Origin of the sequence: Enterococcus sp. 2G9_DIV0600 (assembly GCF_002140615.1) — a bacterium.
In the GTDB taxonomy this organism is placed as follows: domain Bacteria; phylum Bacillota; class Bacilli; order Lactobacillales; family Enterococcaceae; genus Enterococcus_D; species Enterococcus_D innesii.
The window spans coordinates 492,061-509,360 of sequence record NZ_NGLL01000002.1 but is presented as its reverse complement, the minus strand read 5'-3'; the positions used below and the strand labels follow the sequence as shown (position 1 = coordinate 509,360).

The following is a 17,300-nucleotide window of genomic DNA, read 5'->3' as shown; positions in this document are numbered from 1 at the left end:
TGCCTCTTTTCTTACAGATCATCAAAATCGAAATCATCAAAATTGATTTCCTCTTCTTCTTGTTCAACGGCATCCGCTTCTTCTTTTAGATATTGATTATCTAAGACTTTGATAAACGGATAATAAATAGCCATACCTAAGAGGATCAACAAGACTTGTAAAACAGACGCTTGCCAACCACTGACTAAGAAACCAGAAATAATCGGTGGCGTGGTCCAGGGCAGTTGAATTCCATTGGTATAGTTGACTAACCCAAGATCCATACAGAAGTAAGAGATAATAATATTGATCGTTGGCACTAAAGCAAAAGGAATCAGCAGAACTGGATTCAAGACGATCGGTAACCCAAAGATGATTGGTTCATTGATCCCAAAGATACCTGGTATCAACGATAACTGTGATAGTTTTTTGACCCTTTGGCTTTTACAGACTAAGATCATGACTAAAATCAAAGACAATGTCGAACCGCCCCCGCCAAAGGTCGCGAACATGTCTTGAAATTGACCGGTGATGATGTTAGGAATTTCTGCGCCATTCTTGAAAGCATCTAAGTTTTCAATAGATAATGCCCGTAAGATAGGGTTGAAGACAGCGCCGACCACACTGGAACCATTGATCCCAAAGAACCAGAAAAAATGCAAAAATAGGTAGGCTATGATCATGGCACCTAAAGTATTTCCTAAACTTAACAACGGTGTCTGTAAGAACTTAAAGAGGATCTCTTGCAGATTGCCATAAGACGTTAAGTTGGCTAACCAGTTGGCGATCATAAAAACCGTCACGATCACAAAGCTGGGAATCAATGCCTCAAAGGATTTCACCACGGTTGGGGGAACACCGTCAGGCATTTTGATCGTCCACCCTTTGCGTAATAACGCAACGAACATTCTGGTGGAAATCAAGGCAACGACCATCCCTAAGAACAAACCGCTAGAACCCATCCATCGTAATGGCAGGCTGCCAACTTCATATACTTCCGTAGAGCCTTCTGGTGTGAAAACGGTCGTAAATGGTGTCACGATAAAAAAAGAAACGAGTGAAATAATGGCTGCTTGCATGGCATCAACTTTAAACTGTTTTGCCAAACTATACCCGATCCCACCAACGGCTAAAATCGTCATAATGTCAAAGCTGGCTGTTGCTGGCATATTCAACATCGTTGCCCAGTTGTCTCCCAGCAAACTGCTCATCATCTCGTTCCAATTTGGAATCGGAAAATTGGTCAAGACTAAAAAGAGTGACCCCACGATCAACAACGGTGTGGATAATAAGAAACCATCACGAATTGCAATCAAGTATTTGTTTTCACCGATCGTCTTTGCCATCGGTGTTAACACTTTTTCTAACCAGTTTAAAAATTTCTGCATTTTTCTTCCTCCCATCTGCGTGCTAACTAGCAGATAACACGTAGTCCCCTGTTACTCCAACACTTTTATTACTTTGCTTTGGCTTTTTTGATCAAGCTTAAGGCATCTTTCAATGCTCGTTCGCCATCCATCATGCCGTATGCTTCTGTCGCGATCGTGCCGACTGGAATCCCCATTGGCTCGAAAGTTGCTTTCATTTTGCTATCTAAGTGTCGTACTTGTGGACCTAACAAAATAGCGACGGGTTTTTCTTGTTCGACTTTTTCTTCTGCGTGGATCGCAGGGAATGCTTCGATCGTCAAAGGCATGTTGTGCTTTTTGACGACTTCCATCATTTTATTGACCATGATACTCGTTGACATTCCAGCTTCACAAAACAAATAGATTTTTTTCGTTGCCATATCCATTCCTCCAATGTTTGTTTTTCTCAATCGCGGTTGTTAGACCGGCGCTTTGATTCGTTTTTCATAAGCCTCCAACCATTCTTGCGTGATGGGTTCGATCACGGTTGTCTGCTCAGGACCTGGCGTTGCCATAAAAATAGCAGGCTCTTGCTTGGTGGTTGCGACACTAAAGGTAAATTCTACATTGGTTGCCACGCCCCAGCGCCCCTGTTTATCTAAGGCGATCAGCGAGAAGGCGCCGGCTTTGCCGTAGCGCTTCTTCAATCGCGCTTCAAAGTCGTAAACGGCTTGATCACATGCTTCTTGCGGTGCTAGCCCTGCTCCCATCAAACGGACGATCTCGTAGGAAAGGCAGCCTTTCATCAAGTCTTCCCCTAACCCTGTGGCAGCGGCACCGCCGATTTCACTATCCACATAAAAACCAGATCCAGATAAAGGTGAATCGCCAACACGACCGCTTTTTTTCATAAATAAACCAGAACTAGAGGTTCCTGCTGCCATGCTTTGGTGTTCATCCAGCGCAACTACTCCCACTGTATCGTGGCCGTCATAGGGATTGAGGTTGTTGGCAGCGATCTCTGCTTTGCGCTTTTCCCAAATGGTTTTGGCTCGCGGTGTCAACATCTCTTTGGGCTGGAATCCTTCGGCAAGCGCATAAGCGACCGCTCCTTGGCCGATCCGAAAACTATTGAATTTTTCCTCACTTAGGCGGCGTGCCACGGAAATAGGATTTTCCACATCGACGATCCCAGCGACGGCACCAATTTTGAAGGTATCACCATCCATAAAGGCAGCGTCCATTTCCAACACGCCTTCTTCGTTGGGCAGTCCGCCATACCCCACCGATTTATAAAATGGATAATCTTCCACTGCTTTAATGGCTGTTTCTACTGCATCTTGGCAGGAGCCTTGTTGCTCTAATAGTGCTTTAGCAGCGAGCACGCCATCGTGTGCCATCCGCCATGTAGCAATCATTCCCCACATAAATATCCCTCCATTTTTCATAGCGCTTTCAAGTATATTCTATACGGTATATACTACTATGTCTATACTAAAAAAAGAGTTTCTCAAAAAAAATGGAAAAACTCTTCTTCGTTCGTGTCTTCGCTTATTTTGTCAGTGCTTGTAAGCTGCGCAGATAAATTTCAAGATTCATCCGTAGATCGGCAACCGCCATGTACTCATCTTGGTTATGAGCGATCCCTTTTTGCCCTGGAAAAGACGGACCAAAAGCAAGGATGTTTGGCATCTTGCGGGCATAGGTTGCTCCTGTAGTCGTCACGGGGGTTGGATCATTGCCCGTTACTTGGTGATAGATCGTCGATAGCGTTTGGATTTCGGGGGCATCTTTTGATCGGCAGAACCCCGGAATGCTGCGAAGGATCGTAAGACTTGCCCCTTTTGGCAATGCCTTTTGCACCCCAGCGAGTACTTGTTCCTCCGTTACCGATACCGGATAGCGAAAGGCCACTTCTAACGCTAGTCCACTGGCGGATTTTTGGAGAACCACAGGGGTCAAGATCAACTTTCCTGAATCAGCATCTTCTAGTACCAAATCAATGCCTTCGCCATAGTGCTGCTGGTGAAAACTTTGGGCGATCCACTGCAAAGCTGCTTGCAAGGATGGTGTCGCTGCTAGTTGCGGTGCTGCTTGCTGGGCAAGCTTTGTAATGGCATTGTCCCCTAGCTCAGGGGCATTGCTAGGGGAACGTTTGCCTAGTGCTTCAAAGGACTGGCTGCCTACGGTTACCGATAGGTGGTCTGGTACATGATCGCGGAATTGATCGCCAGAAAACGCCGCTAACAGCTGCTGTTCTTGGGCGGGCAATGGAAAATCAAGTTGCACATTGACGACACCTCGTTCGCCGTAAACCACTGGATACTTGCAGTCTGGCGTAAAACCAAAACGCGGTGGCTGCTCAACCGCTAGAAAATGCGGGATATCCGACATGCCGCTTTCTTCATCTGTACCGAAAATGATCCGCAGCGGTAATTGCGGTTGATGACCAAGGTCTTTCAATAATTTCATGGCAAACAAACAGCTGATGATCGGGCCTTTGTTATCTAAGATCCCTCGGCCATAAAAGTTGCCGTCTTTTTCAGTTAGTGCAAAGGGTGGGTAGCTCCAGCCAGAACCTGCCGAGACGACATCCAAGTGTCCTAACACACCGATATAGTCGGTATCCGTTGGTCCCCAATGGGCATAGCCGATCGCATCATCAATGACCGTTGTTTGAAACCCGTATGCTGCGCTTTTTTCCATGACGTATGCTAACACTTCTCGTGGTCCTGTGCCATAAGGCGCATGAGGCGCCGGCTCACCTTTGACGCTTGCAATCTGCATCACCTCGCTCAAAAGTGTGAGAAATTCTGACCAATTGGCTTCAATACTTGCTGTGAGTGGATCCATTGTCTTCACCTCTAAAGGATTGATTTTATTTTTGACGCACTAATGTATTTTTGAAGGTATATTTGTCTGCTCGGTAATAGGATGTATCGTATAAGATCGGTTTGGCTGATGCGGAATAGGTCATCGAATGGACCAAAAGCATCGGTTCCTCTTGAGGCACCTGCAAAAGTTTCGCAATATCGGCAGGACTTTTCACAGCTTCCACCTCTTGATGGGAATAACCAATCTCGATGTTGGCTTCAATGACTTGATACAAAGACGACTCTAATTGAGCTTTCGTGAGTTCTGCGGTGTCTTCTTGCAGATAGCGTTTCAGTACGTAAAGATTTTCCACCGTCATCGGCTCATCATCAAAGTAACGCAAGCGCACCAAATAAACGATCGGTTCCTTGGCGTAATCGCCAAACAGCTGCCCAATCTCTATCGGGAGCTCTTTGACGGTTTCGATATGCAAAACTTCCGTACGGGTCTTTTTCCCTTGGATCTTTGCAGTTTCAGTAAAACTTTGGAGCCCGCCAGAGCCGCTTGGGATCTTGGGCTGTTTCATGACATAGGTTCCTTTGCCTTTTTCTTTCACTAACAAATTCTGGCCAATCAATAGATCGATGGCTTTGCGCACCGTTAAACGGCTGCACTGAAATTCCTCTGCTAAATCATAATCGGAAGGAAGCTTTTGGCTCGTCACGTACGTACCTTCATGAACCCGTTGCGCAATCTGCTGGGCAACTTCTTGAAATACTGCTTGTTTTTTCAACGTCTCTCCTACTTTCTTTCACTTTGCTACCATTCATAAAACGATCGATTGGCACTGACGCCAGAAGAAACACTGACAAACGCTTGTTCATCGATTCCTTGGATCATGCCTTCGACGGTCTTGAGTTCTCTATGGGAAATGACCAGTAATAATAGTTTTTTCTGTTGATGATCAAATCCACCTTCGACATCGTTGATGACCGTGATGCCTCGCTGCAAAGCACATTGCAACGTCGTAATGACGGGTTCTGCTTTTTCTGTAACGACCAGCAGCTGCACACGCCGCTGTTTCAGGTTGACGTAGTCGACCATCCGCCCACTGATGAAGAAGGAAATGGCACTATAAAAAGCATAGGGCCAGCCAAAGATCAGCCCAGCTGCTAGCTGCAAACTGACATTGAAGCCGATAAAGAAACTGCCGATACTTCTACCAGTGGCTTTTTTCACTAAAATCCCTAAAATATCAAGCCCACCCGTTGAAAAATCGTCGTTCAATGTCAAGCCCACCGACACCCCGTGCAGCAATCCGCCGAACACGGCACAGATCACCGGATCGGTCGTTAAAGCAATGACCGGTACCACCTTCATCATAACAGAAGACAGGACGACGGTACAAACCGTCATGATGGTAAATTCTCGATCGATTTTGACCCAAGCAACCGCTAACAATGGCGCATTAAAAAAAAGCACCAAAAGCGGGATCGAAAGCTGCAGGTTCAACTGCTCGTCTAAAAGCTGCGACAACAATTGCGACAAACCAGTGATCCCACTCGCATAAATATTTCCCGGCAGCCAAAAGAGATTTAAAGCAATCGACGACAACAATGCATAGATCAAAGCAACAAGCATTCGTTTTCTATAACGTGCCATGTTTTTCCTCCTCCACTTCGATTTTAGTATATATCATTAAGTATATACTGTCACGCAAAAAAAGCAGGCGAAATGAGGGGAAAAGCAGGAACGAAGCAATGTAAAAAAAAGCCAAAACCAAGGAGTAAAACGTTGGTACCAAAGGTTTTTTAAGATTTTTTTAAAGCGAGTAAATCACTTGAAATTCGCTAAAAAATGAATAAAATAAAAAGTGTAAAAACAAAAGAATAAAGAAAGGATGATTCTTATGACACATGAGATTGTGCCACGCCGCTCAGATTCATACAGTATGACACCTTTTGATTTCTTTGAAGATTTTGGCCGCAGTTTTTTTGATGGGTTTACATCGAATCTGATCAAAACCGATATTCACGAGAATGACAAGGAATTTCTCGTTGAAGCAGAACTGCCTGGCATCCCTAAGGAAAATATTCAAGTAACCTATGAGAATGGGGTTTTAACGATTACGGGACAACACCAGACGGATCATGCGACCGAAGATGAAAAAGGACGTCTGGTTCGCAGCGAGCGCAGCTTGACAAGCGTTCGGCGACAATACCTGTTAGAAAACGTCAAAGAGGATGAAATCAAGGCCTCTTACGCTGAAGGAATTTTGAAATTGACGTTGCCAAAAGACCAAGGCAAACAAGCGTCAAAGAAACTGATTCCGATCGAGTAACGAAGGCAATCAAAGCACCGCAGCAAAACGAGCGATCTCTGTTTTGCTGCGGTGCTTGTTTTATTTTAGAAACTGTCCGACTACTAAAAAAACGCACCATCGCTTCTGAGAAAGCGACGGTGCGTTTGTGCTTATTCTTTGGTTTCGTCTTGGATGCTCGTTGCGTCTTCGACATCAGCTGGTTCGATTTGTGTTTCAACGGATGCAACAGTTCCAGGTTTCACTGTGCGGATCGCTGAACGATCAAACTCTAAGAAAATTCCTTCACAGTCGATGATCACGGTGCTTTTTTCTGTGTTGACTTCAGAAAGAACGCCGTGGAGTCCGCCGATGGTTACGACTTCATCGCCAGCTTTCATATTTTCTAAAAGATTTTTACGCTCTTGCTGTTGTTTCTTTTGTGAACGACTCATAAAGAACCACATTGCCACTAAAGCAACCAGCATAAAGAGCATTGGTAAAGATTGTGCCATTTTTTTCACCTCGATTTATTTTCTTTCCTATAAGATACTTTATCAGAATTCCTCTATTATTCCCACCATTTTAGTAGAGAATGTTAGAAATTCCTCGCATTTTCCTTGTTGAACCCATACTCTTCAATAAAATGCTCACGGAACTCCAACAAGTTGTCATCCATGATGGCTTGACGGACATTTTTCATCAGATTCAATAAGAAGTAGACATTGTGGTAAGACGTCAAACGCATACCAAAGGTTTCATCACATTTGATCAAGTGGCGGATGTACGCACGAGAATAGTTTTTACATGTATAGCAATCACACTTCTCGTCAATTGGTCGAAAGTCACGGGCATATTGCGCATTTTTCACGACTAAACGACCTTTTGAAGTCATACAGGTACCGTTTCTTGCGATCCGTGTTGGTAAAACGCAGTCGAACATATCGACACCGCGAATCACGCCATCGATCAAGGAGTCAGCTGCCCCAACGCCCATCAGGTAACGTGGTTTGTTTTCTGGAATGCAAGGAGTTGTAAATTCCAACACGCGATTCATTTCCGCTTTTGGTTCGCCAACTGACAGGCCGCCGATGGAATACCCTGGGAAGTCCATACTGATCAAGTCTTGGGCACTTTGCTTGCGCAAGTCTTCAAATCCTGCACCTTGAATGATCCCAAACAAGCCTTGCCGATCTGGATTGGCATGGGCTTTCAAGCCACGCTCCGCCCAGCGAGACGTCCGTTCCACCGATTTTTTGACGTAGTCATAGCTTTCATCAAATGGCGGACACTCATCAAAACTCATCATGATATCTGACCCTAATTTGTTTTGGATATCAATCGCTTTTTCAGGAGATAAAAACATTTTCGATCCATTCAAATGGTTTTTGAAATGGACACCTTCTTCGACGATGTTGCGCATTTCGGCTAATGAAAAGACTTGGAAGCCACCTGAATCTGTTAAGATCGGTTGATCCCAATTCATAAATTTATGTAAGCCGCCTGCTTCTGCAACAATGTCTTCTCCTGGACGTAACCACAAGTGATAGGTATTGCTTAAAATGACGCCTGCACCCATTTCTTTCAACTCTTCAGGGGCAAGGGTTTTGACCGTTGCTAATGTGCCGACTGGCATGAACATTGGCGTTGGAAAGGTTCCGTGAGGCGTGATCAGTTCGCCTAAACGGGCACCGGTATGCTTTTCTTTCTTTATCAGACGATAACGAATGGCTGGTTCCGTCATTCATTTCCCTACTTTCTCTCTATACTCGATTAACTGTGCAACGCTATCTATGATAAGGGTTGCCCTTACATTTTGCAAGGAAGTTTAAAGAAACTAAGAGTATTTTCTCCTAGTCATGCGAAACATCTATTACTTTTTTTTGAAGATTTAGCGAAAGTTTGCTATCATGTTATTTATATTGAAGGGAGGTTTTTTGAAATGAAATCAAATAGAGAACTAAAAGCAGAAGCAAAAGCAATCCTGCGAGGACGCTGGAAAGACAGTGTTTTGATGTGTATTGTACCGACTTTGATCTCGATCGCTATCGCATTCGTCATTATCGTCCTTACTGTTATTCCATTGTATCAAAGCGGTATGTTCAATGATCTTGGTTCTACCGATGCAGTCAATTCCGCTAGCGGCAGTGGTGGCAGTGGCGGCGGCGGTTTGATCAGCGGTCTATTTTCTGCCTTATTCGGTGCTGGGATCTCTTGGACTTTCCTTGATCTTTTACGCGGTAAAAAACAGTCGATCCAACCCTTTTCTGATGTCTTTCGTGGCTTCAGTGGTGCTTTCGTGTTAGGGATCATCGTCATTTATATTTTGTCGACTATCTTCACGACGTTGTGGACATTCCTGTTTATCATTCCTGGGATCATTAAAGCTTATTCTTATTCTCAAGCATATTTTGTCTTTTATGATACCTATGAAGAAACGGGCATGCGGCCAGATTTTCTCAGCTGCATCACAGGTAGCCGTCATTTAATGAGAGGCTACAAAGGTCAACTGTTCATCCTTGATCTGAGCTTCATCGGCTGGCACATTTTGGCCATCATGACTGCAGGAATCGGCTACTTATGGCTGACACCTTACATCAGTGCAACCAAAGCAGCGTTTTATGACAATCTGCCTAAACGAGCACTTGCTTAAAAGATCGGTTCGCCGGTCTTTTTTTTGAGGAAAACGACCTTTTTCTTTTGCAAACGCTTTCGTTTCGTGTTATAGTATACGTGTAAGGAAGGTAGCAACTCTGTTGGTGGTTTTCGTAAATATCGCAAACTCAATCTACTAAAAGTTGTTGAACGTACAAGTTTCACCTAGTACCAAACGTGTAAAGTAACAAGAAGAAAAACGTAACAAGGATCGAACATTTCCATATCGAAAAATGATACGTCTCATTTTGTATCTGAATACACGAAACATGTGTAAGTTTGTAAATGAAAACAAATTTTCGAGAAACATTGCTTTGCATGGACCACAAAAAGCGACCACCACTTATACCTTCCTCTAGTAGTAAGCTGGGCGACAAAAAAGCAGTTCTAAAAGTTGAGAAATTGTTTCAACTTAAAGAGCCGCTTACGTCGCTCAGTTTTTTTTGTTTATTTTAAGAACATCGCATCGCCAAAGCTAAAGAAGCGATACCGCTCATCGATGGCATGTTGGTAGGCAGAAAGTGTTAGGTCGCGTCCTGCAAAGGCACTGACTAACATCACTAAGGTTGATTTTGGTAAATGGAAGTTGGTAGAAAAAGCTTCCACGATTTTAAACTGATAGCCTGGCGTGATAAAAATACTCGTCCACCCACTATCGGCTTTGATTTGCCCATCAAACTTGGTCCCAATGGTTTCTAGTGTACGGATCGAAGTCGTTCCGACTGCAACGATCTTGCCACCATTTGCCCGAACCTCGTTCAATTGCGCAGCAGCTTCTTCTGTCAAACGGTAAAATTCGCTGTGCATCTCATGATCAGCGATATTATCGACACTGACTGGACGAAACGTTCCTAAACCAACGTGCAAAGTCAGATAAACCAGCTTGACGCCTTTTGCGGCGATCTGCTCCAGCAATTCTGGGGTAAAATGCAAGCCGGCAGTTGGTGCGGCAGCTGAGCCGTTTTCTTTGGCATAAACCGTTTGATAGCGGTCTGGGTCTTCTAGCCGTTCTTTGATGTAAGGCGGTAACGGCATTTCGCCAAGTGATTCCAGAATCTCTAAAAAGATTCCTTTGTATTGAAAACGAATGATCCGGCCGCCGTGATCGAGCTCTTCTTCCACCACTGCCTCTAATCGTCCGTCGCCGAAGGTGATCTTCGTGCCGACTTTGGCTCTTTTGGCTGGCTTGATCAAGGTTTCCCACGTATCCCCTTCAATATTATTCAGTAAAAGGATTTCCAGATGGGCACCTGTTTCTTGTTTTTCGCCATAGATACGAGCTGGTAGCACCCGTGTATCATTCATCACCAAGGCATCGCCGGGTGCCAATTCATCAATGATGTTATAGAAGTGCTTGTCCTCAAATTTGCCAGTCTCACGGTCAACCACTAATAAACGGGAACTTGAGCGATCGCTTAATGGCGTTTGGGCGATCAGTTCTTCCGGTAATTCAAAATCAAAATCTTCAGTTGTAAGCATGTTGTTCCTCTCTTTCCCTAAATTCTTCTCTATTCTAGCATGTTTTTATAAAAATTGAAAAAACAGCTTTTAATTCTGCCCTTTCTTAGAAAAAATTAAAGAGACTGCTGCCAAGGCGTTCTACAAAAAAGCACCCCTTTTCCCAATGAAAAATAACGACATATTTTCGCCGTTTCTTTTCCCTATGCATCGCTCCTTAATTTGGACTTGCTTATGGCGCTATTTTCAGTTTTGTCTATACAATTATGAAAAAAATGGGCAGATTATTTGAATAACACGTGACTTTTCGGCATACTTATTACAGATTATAAGCCATTATTCAGATTGCTTAAATAAAAATAGAGGTGACATCATGATTGAGTTTCAGCAGGTATCCAAAATTTACAAAGGTGGTAAAGTCGCTGTTGAAGATGTGAATCTTTCCTTTGAAAAAGGCGAATTCATTTGCTTCATCGGGACAAGTGGTAGCGGAAAGACGACTTGTATGCGGATGATCAACCGTATGACGGATCCTTCTAAAGGAAAAATCTTGATCAATGGAAAAAGCGTTACAGAGATCAACCCAGTGGAATTACGCCGTCAAATCGGCTATGTGATCCAAAGCATCGGTTTAATGCCTCACATGACGATTCGGGAAAACATCACATTGGTTCAAAAATTGTTAAAAGTCAGCCAAGAAGAACGCAACAAAACTGCCGAGCGCATGATCGACTTAGTGGAATTGCCACGAGAAATGCTCGACCGTTACCCCAACGAATTGTCTGGAGGGCAACAGCAACGGATCGGTGTTGTCCGTGCCTTGGCAGCTGACCAAGATGTCATTTTAATGGATGAGCCTTTTGGCGCACTAGACCCAATCACTCGTGACTCCCTACAAGATTTGGTCAAAGACTTGCAAGAACGGCTTGGAAAAACTGTCGTCTTTGTTACCCATGATATGGACGAAGCATTGAAGCTTGCTAGCCGCATCGTGATCATGAGTGAAGGAAAAGTCATTCAATTTGATACACCAGAAAATATTCTGCAACACCCGGCAACACCGTTTGTGGAAGAATTGATCGGTGAAGACCGCTTGTTACAAGCAAAACCTGACACGACGCCAGTCAAAGACGTAATGTTAAATACCCCGATCGCTATCACACCAGAAAAATCCTTACAAGAAGCGATTCACTTGATGCGGGAAAAACGGGTCGATACCTTGCTGGTTACCGACAATAGCAACGTGCTAAAAGGCTACATCGATGTCGAATCCATCGACCGCAACCGTGGTAAAGTTACTAGTGTCGGCGATATTTTGAACAAAGATGTCTTTTTCGTTCGCGAAACCGCCTTGTTGCGGGATACCTTGCAACGTATCTTAAAACGCGGCTTAAAATATGTGCCGGTAGTAGATGCCGACAAACATTTAGTTGGGATTTTGACCCGTGCTTCCTTAGTTGATATCGTTTATGACGTGATTTGGGGCGATGAGCCATCGATCATGGAAGCCATTGAGTCGGCGAAACCTGAAGAAACTGAGGAGGTCTAGCGCATGCAAAGCTTCTTTAATGAATATGGCGGCCAATTGGTCACCAAAAGTCTTGAACATTTGTATATTTCCTTTGCGGCTTTGCTCTTAGGGATTCTTGTTGCCGTACCGATCGGTGTGATCTTGACCCGTTTCCCCAAAGCAGCAACGGTCGTGATCGGCATCACCAGTGCGCTGCAAACCGTGCCTTCTTTGGCACTATTGGCATTGATGATCCCGATTTTAGGTGTCGGAAAAGTCCCTGCTATCGTCGCTCTTTTCATTTATTCCTTGTTGCCGATTTTGCGAAATACCTACATTGGAATGAAAAAAGTCGATTGGAATTACCGCGATGTTGCCAAAGGGATGGGGATGACCAACTTACAGTCGATCATCAGCGTGGAATTACCCCTAGCGATCCCAACGATCATGGCAGGGATCCGCTTATCGGCCGTCTATGTTTTAGCCTGGGCTACCTTGGCTTCTTACATTGGTGCCGGTGGACTTGGTGATTTGATCTTTAGCGGACTAAACAATTACCAACCGCCTTTGATTTTTGCTGGGACGATTCCAGTGACGATCTTTGCTTTATTAGCTGACTGGTTACTGGGTTTGTTAGAAAACAAACTGACACCAGCTGCCTTAAGGGGGGATGCGTAATGAAAAAAACTTCAAAATTAGCGCTGTTGTTTTCCTTAGGTGTCGCTTTACTGTCCGGCTGTTCCTTTCCCGGTTTAGCCTCGACTTCTGATGAGAATACCGTGGCGATCACAGGTGGGATCACTTCCGAAGCCCAAATTCTTGGCGCGGTGGTTGCCGGTATGGTCGAACACTATACGGATAAAAACACAACCGTCATTAACAACTTAGCAACAACGACCATCAATCACCAAGCAATGATGAATGGCGATGCGTCGATCTCAGCTGCCCGCTACACAGGCACTGACTTGACCACGACGTTAGGGTTGGAGCCAGAATCTGATCCGCAAGCCGCCTTTGACAAAGTCAAATCAGAATTTGAGCAACGGTACCAACAGACTTGGTTCCCTTCTTATGGCTTTGATAACACGTATGTCTTTCTTGTCAGGAAAGACACTGCCGAAAAATACGGATTGGAAAAAGTCAGTGACTTGAAAGATGTCGCAGATCAATTGGTCGCAGGGGTCGATACCGCGTGGATCACACGGGTCGGCGATGGGTACGATGGCTTCCAGAAAGCCTATGGATTCTCTTTCCAAAATATCCTACCGATGCAGATCGGTCTTGTCTATGATGCTGTTGATAACGGAAAAATGGATATCGTTTTAGGGTACTCAACCGACGGCCGGATCGGCAGTTACGATCTCGTGATGCTAGAAGATGATCTAAACTTCTTCCCGCCTTATGATGCCGCACCGATCGTCGATGACAAATTATTGGAAGAAACACCTGAAATCGGCGATGCCCTGAACAAATTAGCAGGCAAAATCGATACCGAAAAAATGCAAGAATTGAATTATCAAGTGGATAATGACCTTCTAGAACCAACGGTAGTTGCCGAACGTTTCTTAGAAGAAAATAATTATTTCGAAGGAGAGTGACGAAATGGCAGACATGAATTTATTCCAACAATTTCTTTTCTATTTTCAAGAAAATGGCGGCTATGTTTTTGCCCAGTTCATTCGTCACTTCTTGATTTCAATCTACGGGGTACTTTTTGCCTCGATCGTCGGCATTCCAATCGGGATCTTGATTTCTAAAAAAATGCGTTTGGCAGATTGGGTGATTCGTTTCGCCAATATCATCCAGACGATTCCATCTTTAGCGATGATCTCGATTTTAATGATCGGCATGGGCTTAGGTGTGAATGTCGTGATTTTAACGATTTTCCTTTATTCTTTGTTACCGATCATCAAAAATACCTATACCGGCATGCGCCAAGTCGACCGCAATACGTTAGATGTCGGCAAAGGGATGGGGATGACTAGCTGGCAGCGATTGTATATGATCGAATTGCCATTGTCTGTTTCGGTGATCATGGCAGGGATTCGAAACGCCTTAGTCGTGGCGATCGGTATCACCGCCATTGGCGCTTTCGTTGGTGCTGGTGGACTGGGGGACATCATCATCCGCGGAACCAATGCGACAGATGGAGCATCGATCATCTTAGCCGGTGCTTTACCAACTGCCTTGATGGCAATCATTACGGATCTTGGGCTAAGCTTTATTGAACGCCGCTTAGATCCCGCCAGCCGTACGTCACGCTAAACTTATTGGGAAAAAGCAAAAGCCGTTGTGACCATTTATTGGTCGCAACGGCTTTTTTGGTTCGGTCATTTTTCAGAAAAGCATCGCTTCAGCCGCTTCCCTTTTTAGGGTTAACGCCCTGCTCTTTTTTGCTATTTATCCATTCCGTATACTTCGACTTCATAGATTCGGGCTGCTGAGTCTGCTCCTTGTGTTGGTTTATCAATACTGATTTTTACATATTGCACCTTCTTGACGGCAAACGTATTGGTGCTATTGCCTGCTTCATTTTTCAACGTTCGTGAAACTGGCTCATAGTCTTTGCCGTCTTCACTGACGAGCACCGTATACGCCCGCGTATTCATGTCTGGGCCTTCTCCACCAGCTTCCGCATGGGCGAGGCGTACTTCACTGACCGTTTGTGGTCGACCGAGATCGATCATCAACTCATGAGGCGCATTGCCTGTCGCACACCACTTCGTACTCAAATCACCATCGAGGGCAAAAGCTGGTGCTTCGGCATCATTGACAAACGATGAAGCAGTTGCTTCGGCATCTTTTGAAAGCAGCAGCAACTCTTTCGGCGCATCAGCAGAAATCGTGATCAATCCCGCCATTTCCAGAGGGGTCTCTCCTGCTTCGTTTTTGGCAACAAGCGTGACTTTGTAGGTACCTGGTTCCGAATAGGTCACTTGGGGATTTTCTTCTGTACTGCTGGTGATATCGCCGCCTTCAAACGTCCATTCAAATGCTTCGGCATTCGCAGATGAGGTATTCGTGAAGGTGATCGTTTCCCCCGGTGCCGCTAAGGTTTTAGAGGCTGTAAAGGCTGCTTTTGGCAGCTGATTGTTCGGCCAAGTGATCTCCACCGTATCGGATAGCTTGCCGCGATTGCCATAGCGATCCACTGCCACCACCGCGAACTTGGTTTTCGTCCCTTTTGGTCGTTCAACGGCATTCAAATAGTGGTTGGTTGCTGGCGTAGCTGCTAAGAAAGAGCGTGAGCCGTCATCGTTCAATTGGTAGACCTCATAAACCGCAGCTGTCTTGTCCTTGGCAGCTTCCCACGTTAAACGGACACCCGCATAGTTGCCCTCTTCTTCATCAAAGAGCACATCCTCAACCGTCAATGCTTCGGCAGCGAATTTCTCCGCTTTCTGATCTCCGATCGTTAATTGCCCTAGATTCAACTCATAGACATCACTGGTTTCTTTCGTGGTTATGTCATAACCGATCGCTGTCACTTCCCCTTTGATGTCTTTCAATGAGTAAGTGATCGTCGTCCAGTCTGTTGCGACCTCTTTGTCTCCTTTGATCGTTTGTGTTGAACCATCAGCTAAAGTCACGACCAAATCAAGAGCTGTCGGTACCGTTGCTTTGACAGTCGTCGTCAACTTCGTCTTTTTCGTCACAGGAAATGCTGTCTGATACAATTCCATGTGACTGGTACTGCCTTTTGTCATCTGTCCACGTAGTTTCAGTGCATTTCCGCCATTATAGGCATCCGCATAATTGATTGATACAGCCAAATCATTGTCTTTTCCATGGTCAAAGACCCAACGATAGGTCGGCAAAACAGCTTGCAAACTTCGGTTGTTCCAATTGCGGCTGGACACTTTTTCTCCCTCGATAAAATAGTTGTAGCCATTCCCAAAACTAAAATTCGTCACAAAAGGCAGCTCTGTGATAGCGGTCTGTTCCAGGGCATACGTGGAGATCCCAGGCCACTCTGTCGCTTCTGGCAGCTGGCTTTCCCGAGGATCGCCCGTGTTATTGACCCAAAAAGCATTCTCTTTGCTTTGGAAATCATCCGGCGTACTAGCAGAAGAATAGGTCCAGCTAGGCACATACAGGCCCAATGAGGTATAAGGAACGCCTTTTTCATCCGTAAACAGATCCCAGCGCACAGGCGTTGCATAGCCATTTTCTTGTACATCGATCCCAGCAAAAAGATCGTAAGGATCGACACCGATTTCACGGGCTTTTTCATTGGAGGCCTTCAACAGCTCTTTGTCCGCCAGTTTGTCAGTGGTCCACCAGAAATTCAAGAACATACTATCTGCCAATGGGTTCATCTCTGCATCCACCAAATAGGCTTTGTTCTTATCCGTCAAAGCGTTTTGCCAATCCATTTTCCCATCACTCGTCATGGAATCATACCACATGATCTCTAAATGCTCGTCGGCTTGTTCTTTGAATTGGGCGATCAATTCTTGCATTGCTTTGGCGTGGCTTTCATTTAGTCCTTTACCATCAGCCCCCGATTGTTCGACACCTTCCGCTGCATCATCAAAACTAGTGACCGCCGTATCGGTTTCTTGATTGATGAACCAGCCATCAAAGCCATACGTATTGGCAACTTCGATCATTTTTTCTACGATCGGAAAGTTGCCGTCCTCATCCTTAGCTAAAAACGTATCTAGCCATTCCAGCTTCCCACCATGGGCAGTTTGCGGAAAGAAGATCGTTCCTAAAACCGGCACGCCATTCCTATGAGCAGCATCCGTTACATCAGGACTTGGCGGTACGATGATCCCTTCGCCAGAAGAGCCGCCCCAATAAACCAATTGATCGATGTATTGCCAATAAGAAAAGACATTGGCATCAAAGGTATTGATCCCACGTGGTGCATTGCCGCTCGTACTGCTATTCATAATCGAAAGCGCCACGACTTTGGTTTCTGCCGTTTGCGTGTCATTCATCTTCGGCAACGTCTCTTTAGCTGCCCGCTGCGCTAATGGAACAACGCTGGTATTGTATTTCGCATCTGGATCTTTTTCAAAAGACCATGCCAACAAATCCTCTGGGAACCAATAAGACGACTCCGGTTGATTGTCCATCGCTTTTTCCAACGTACTTTTGGCTGTTTCTTGGTAAACGACTTTTCCAGTTGTCTTCGCCTCACTTTGGGTGCAGCCACCGATTGCCGTTGCCGCTGCCAATACCAACAAAGATGCGCCAACTTTACTGATTTTCCTTGTCACACTTCTTC

16 protein-coding genes are annotated in these 17,300 nt (G+C 45.0%); 6 read left to right on the top strand and 10 right to left on the bottom strand.

The window, feature by feature from the left end; translation table 11 throughout:
- Window positions 1-11 precede the first annotated feature (11 nt).
- The 6 genes from celB to A5870_RS15960 all read right to left on the bottom strand — a co-directional run bounded on the left by celB (window position 12) and on the right by A5870_RS15960 (window position 5,804).
- Window positions 12-1,367 (bottom strand): PTS cellobiose transporter subunit IIC, encoded by a 1,356-nt coding sequence (gene celB / locus A5870_RS15985; protein WP_005227350.1) that lies wholly within the window; start codon window positions 1,365-1,367, stop codon window positions 12-14.
- Between the two features lie 68 nt (window positions 1,368-1,435).
- A complete protein-coding gene (locus A5870_RS15980; RefSeq protein ID WP_005227348.1) occupies window positions 1,436-1,768 on the bottom strand; it encodes a PTS sugar transporter subunit IIB in 333 nt (110 codons plus the stop codon).
- A gap of 39 nt (window positions 1,769-1,807) precedes the next feature.
- Entirely contained in the window at window positions 1,808-2,755 is a 948-nt protein-coding gene (locus A5870_RS15975; RefSeq protein WP_086293924.1) for a N(4)-(beta-N-acetylglucosaminyl)-L-asparaginase, read from the bottom strand.
- A gap of 124 nt (window positions 2,756-2,879) precedes the next feature.
- Window positions 2,880-4,181 carry a Sapep family Mn(2+)-dependent dipeptidase gene (locus A5870_RS15970; protein ID WP_086293923.1) on the bottom strand — a complete coding sequence of 434 codons (1,302 nt, stop codon included), beginning with the start codon at window positions 4,179-4,181 and terminating at the stop codon, window positions 2,880-2,882.
- Window positions 4,182-4,206: 25 nt separating this feature from the next.
- On the bottom strand, window positions 4,207-4,935 hold the full coding sequence (locus A5870_RS15965; protein ID WP_086293922.1) for a GntR family transcriptional regulator, LSA1692 subfamily: 729 nt from the start codon (window positions 4,933-4,935) through the stop codon (window positions 4,207-4,209).
- Between the two features lie 26 nt (window positions 4,936-4,961).
- A complete protein-coding gene (locus A5870_RS15960; protein ID WP_005227341.1) occupies window positions 4,962-5,804 on the bottom strand; it encodes a YitT family protein in 843 nt (280 codons plus the stop codon).
- A 247-nt stretch (window positions 5,805-6,051) separates the two neighbouring features.
- On the opposite strand from A5870_RS15960, the gene A5870_RS15955 reads away from it, so the two are divergent.
- Window positions 6,052-6,483, top strand: coding sequence for an Hsp20/alpha crystallin family protein (locus A5870_RS15955; protein WP_086293921.1), 432 nt, complete (start codon window positions 6,052-6,054; stop codon window positions 6,481-6,483).
- Between the two features lie 131 nt (window positions 6,484-6,614).
- On the opposite strand, the gene yajC is transcribed toward A5870_RS15955, so the two are convergent.
- The gene (gene yajC / locus A5870_RS15945) at window positions 6,615-6,956 is read right to left on the bottom strand and encodes a preprotein translocase subunit YajC (RefSeq protein WP_005232170.1); all 342 of its coding nucleotides are present in this window, start codon (window positions 6,954-6,956) and stop codon (window positions 6,615-6,617) included.
- A gap of 83 nt (window positions 6,957-7,039) precedes the next feature.
- Window positions 7,040-8,185: a tRNA guanosine(34) transglycosylase Tgt gene (tgt, locus tag A5870_RS15940; RefSeq protein ID WP_086293919.1), complete on the bottom strand. Its 1,146-nt coding sequence runs from the start codon at window positions 8,183-8,185 to the stop codon at window positions 7,040-7,042.
- 198 nt (window positions 8,186-8,383) lie between these two features.
- Here tgt and A5870_RS15935 point away from each other — a divergent pair, with 198 nt between their 5' ends.
- The gene (locus tag A5870_RS15935) at window positions 8,384-9,094 is read left to right on the top strand and encodes a DUF975 family protein (protein WP_086293918.1); all 711 of its coding nucleotides are present in this window, start codon (window positions 8,384-8,386) and stop codon (window positions 9,092-9,094) included.
- 449 nt (window positions 9,095-9,543) lie between these two features.
- On the opposite strand, the gene queA is transcribed toward A5870_RS15935, so the two are convergent.
- Complete coding sequence (gene queA / locus A5870_RS15930; protein ID WP_010748742.1) at window positions 9,544-10,575, bottom strand: tRNA preQ1(34) S-adenosylmethionine ribosyltransferase-isomerase QueA; 1,032 nt, start codon at window positions 10,573-10,575, stop codon at window positions 9,544-9,546.
- A 352-nt stretch (window positions 10,576-10,927) separates the two neighbouring features.
- On the opposite strand from queA, the gene A5870_RS15925 reads away from it, so the two are divergent.
- The 4 genes from A5870_RS15925 to A5870_RS15910 are packed head-to-tail and all read left to right on the top strand — an operon-like array spanning window position 10,928 to window position 14,329.
- A complete protein-coding gene (locus tag A5870_RS15925; protein WP_005227327.1) occupies window positions 10,928-12,103 on the top strand; it encodes a betaine/proline/choline family ABC transporter ATP-binding protein in 1,176 nt (391 codons plus the stop codon).
- Window positions 12,104-12,106: 3 nt separating this feature from the next.
- On the top strand, window positions 12,107-12,742 hold the full coding sequence (locus tag A5870_RS15920) for an ABC transporter permease (RefSeq protein WP_016609633.1): 636 nt from the start codon (window positions 12,107-12,109) through the stop codon (window positions 12,740-12,742).
- Window positions 12,742-13,662, top strand: coding sequence for an osmoprotectant ABC transporter substrate-binding protein (locus A5870_RS15915; RefSeq protein ID WP_086293917.1), 921 nt, complete (start codon window positions 12,742-12,744; stop codon window positions 13,660-13,662). The genes A5870_RS15920 and A5870_RS15915 overlap by 1 nt, the downstream gene beginning before the upstream one ends.
- A 4-nt stretch (window positions 13,663-13,666) precedes the next feature.
- The gene (locus tag A5870_RS15910; protein WP_005227316.1) at window positions 13,667-14,329 is read left to right on the top strand and encodes an ABC transporter permease; all 663 of its coding nucleotides are present in this window, start codon (window positions 13,667-13,669) and stop codon (window positions 14,327-14,329) included.
- Between the two features lie 131 nt (window positions 14,330-14,460).
- Here the strand turns inward: A5870_RS15910 and A5870_RS15905 are convergent, their stop codons facing one another.
- Window positions 14,461-17,292, bottom strand: a complete 2,832-nt coding sequence (locus tag A5870_RS15905; RefSeq protein WP_086293916.1) for an endo-beta-N-acetylglucosaminidase — start codon at window positions 17,290-17,292, stop codon at window positions 14,461-14,463.
- Between the last annotated feature and the right edge of the window lie 8 nt (window positions 17,293-17,300).

What these genes read in the sequence shown, in the direction of transcription:
- celB (WP_005227350.1), bottom strand. Translation starts at nt 1,367, where the DNA reads ATGCAGAAATTTTTAAACTGGTTAGAAAAAGTGTTAACACCGATGGCA.
- A5870_RS15980 (WP_005227348.1), bottom strand. Translation starts at nt 1,768, where the DNA reads ATGGCAACGAAAAAAATCTATTTGTTTTGTGAAGCTGGAATGTCAACG.
- A5870_RS15975 (WP_086293924.1), bottom strand. Translation starts at nt 2,755, where the DNA reads ATGTGGGGAATGATTGCTACATGGCGGATGGCACACGATGGCGTGCTC.
- A5870_RS15970 (WP_086293923.1), bottom strand. Translation starts at nt 4,181, where the DNA reads ATGGATCCACTCACAGCAAGTATTGAAGCCAATTGGTCAGAATTTCTC.
- A5870_RS15960 (WP_005227341.1), bottom strand. Translation starts at nt 5,804, where the DNA reads ATGGCACGTTATAGAAAACGAATGCTTGTTGCTTTGATCTATGCATTG.
- A5870_RS15955 (WP_086293921.1), top strand. Translation starts at nt 6,052, where the DNA reads ATGACACATGAGATTGTGCCACGCCGCTCAGATTCATACAGTATGACA.
- yajC (WP_005232170.1), bottom strand. Translation starts at nt 6,956, where the DNA reads ATGGCACAATCTTTACCAATGCTCTTTATGCTGGTTGCTTTAGTGGCA.
- tgt (WP_086293919.1), bottom strand. Translation starts at nt 8,185, where the DNA reads ATGACGGAACCAGCCATTCGTTATCGTCTGATAAAGAAAGAAAAGCAT.
- A5870_RS15935 (WP_086293918.1), top strand. Translation starts at nt 8,384, where the DNA reads ATGAAATCAAATAGAGAACTAAAAGCAGAAGCAAAAGCAATCCTGCGA.
- queA (WP_010748742.1), bottom strand. Translation starts at nt 10,575, where the DNA reads ATGCTTACAACTGAAGATTTTGATTTTGAATTACCGGAAGAACTGATC.
- A5870_RS15925 (WP_005227327.1), top strand. Translation starts at nt 10,928, where the DNA reads ATGATTGAGTTTCAGCAGGTATCCAAAATTTACAAAGGTGGTAAAGTC.
- A5870_RS15920 (WP_016609633.1), top strand. Translation starts at nt 12,107, where the DNA reads ATGCAAAGCTTCTTTAATGAATATGGCGGCCAATTGGTCACCAAAAGT.
- A5870_RS15915 (WP_086293917.1), top strand. Translation starts at nt 12,742, where the DNA reads ATGAAAAAAACTTCAAAATTAGCGCTGTTGTTTTCCTTAGGTGTCGCT.
- A5870_RS15910 (WP_005227316.1), top strand. Translation starts at nt 13,667, where the DNA reads ATGGCAGACATGAATTTATTCCAACAATTTCTTTTCTATTTTCAAGAA.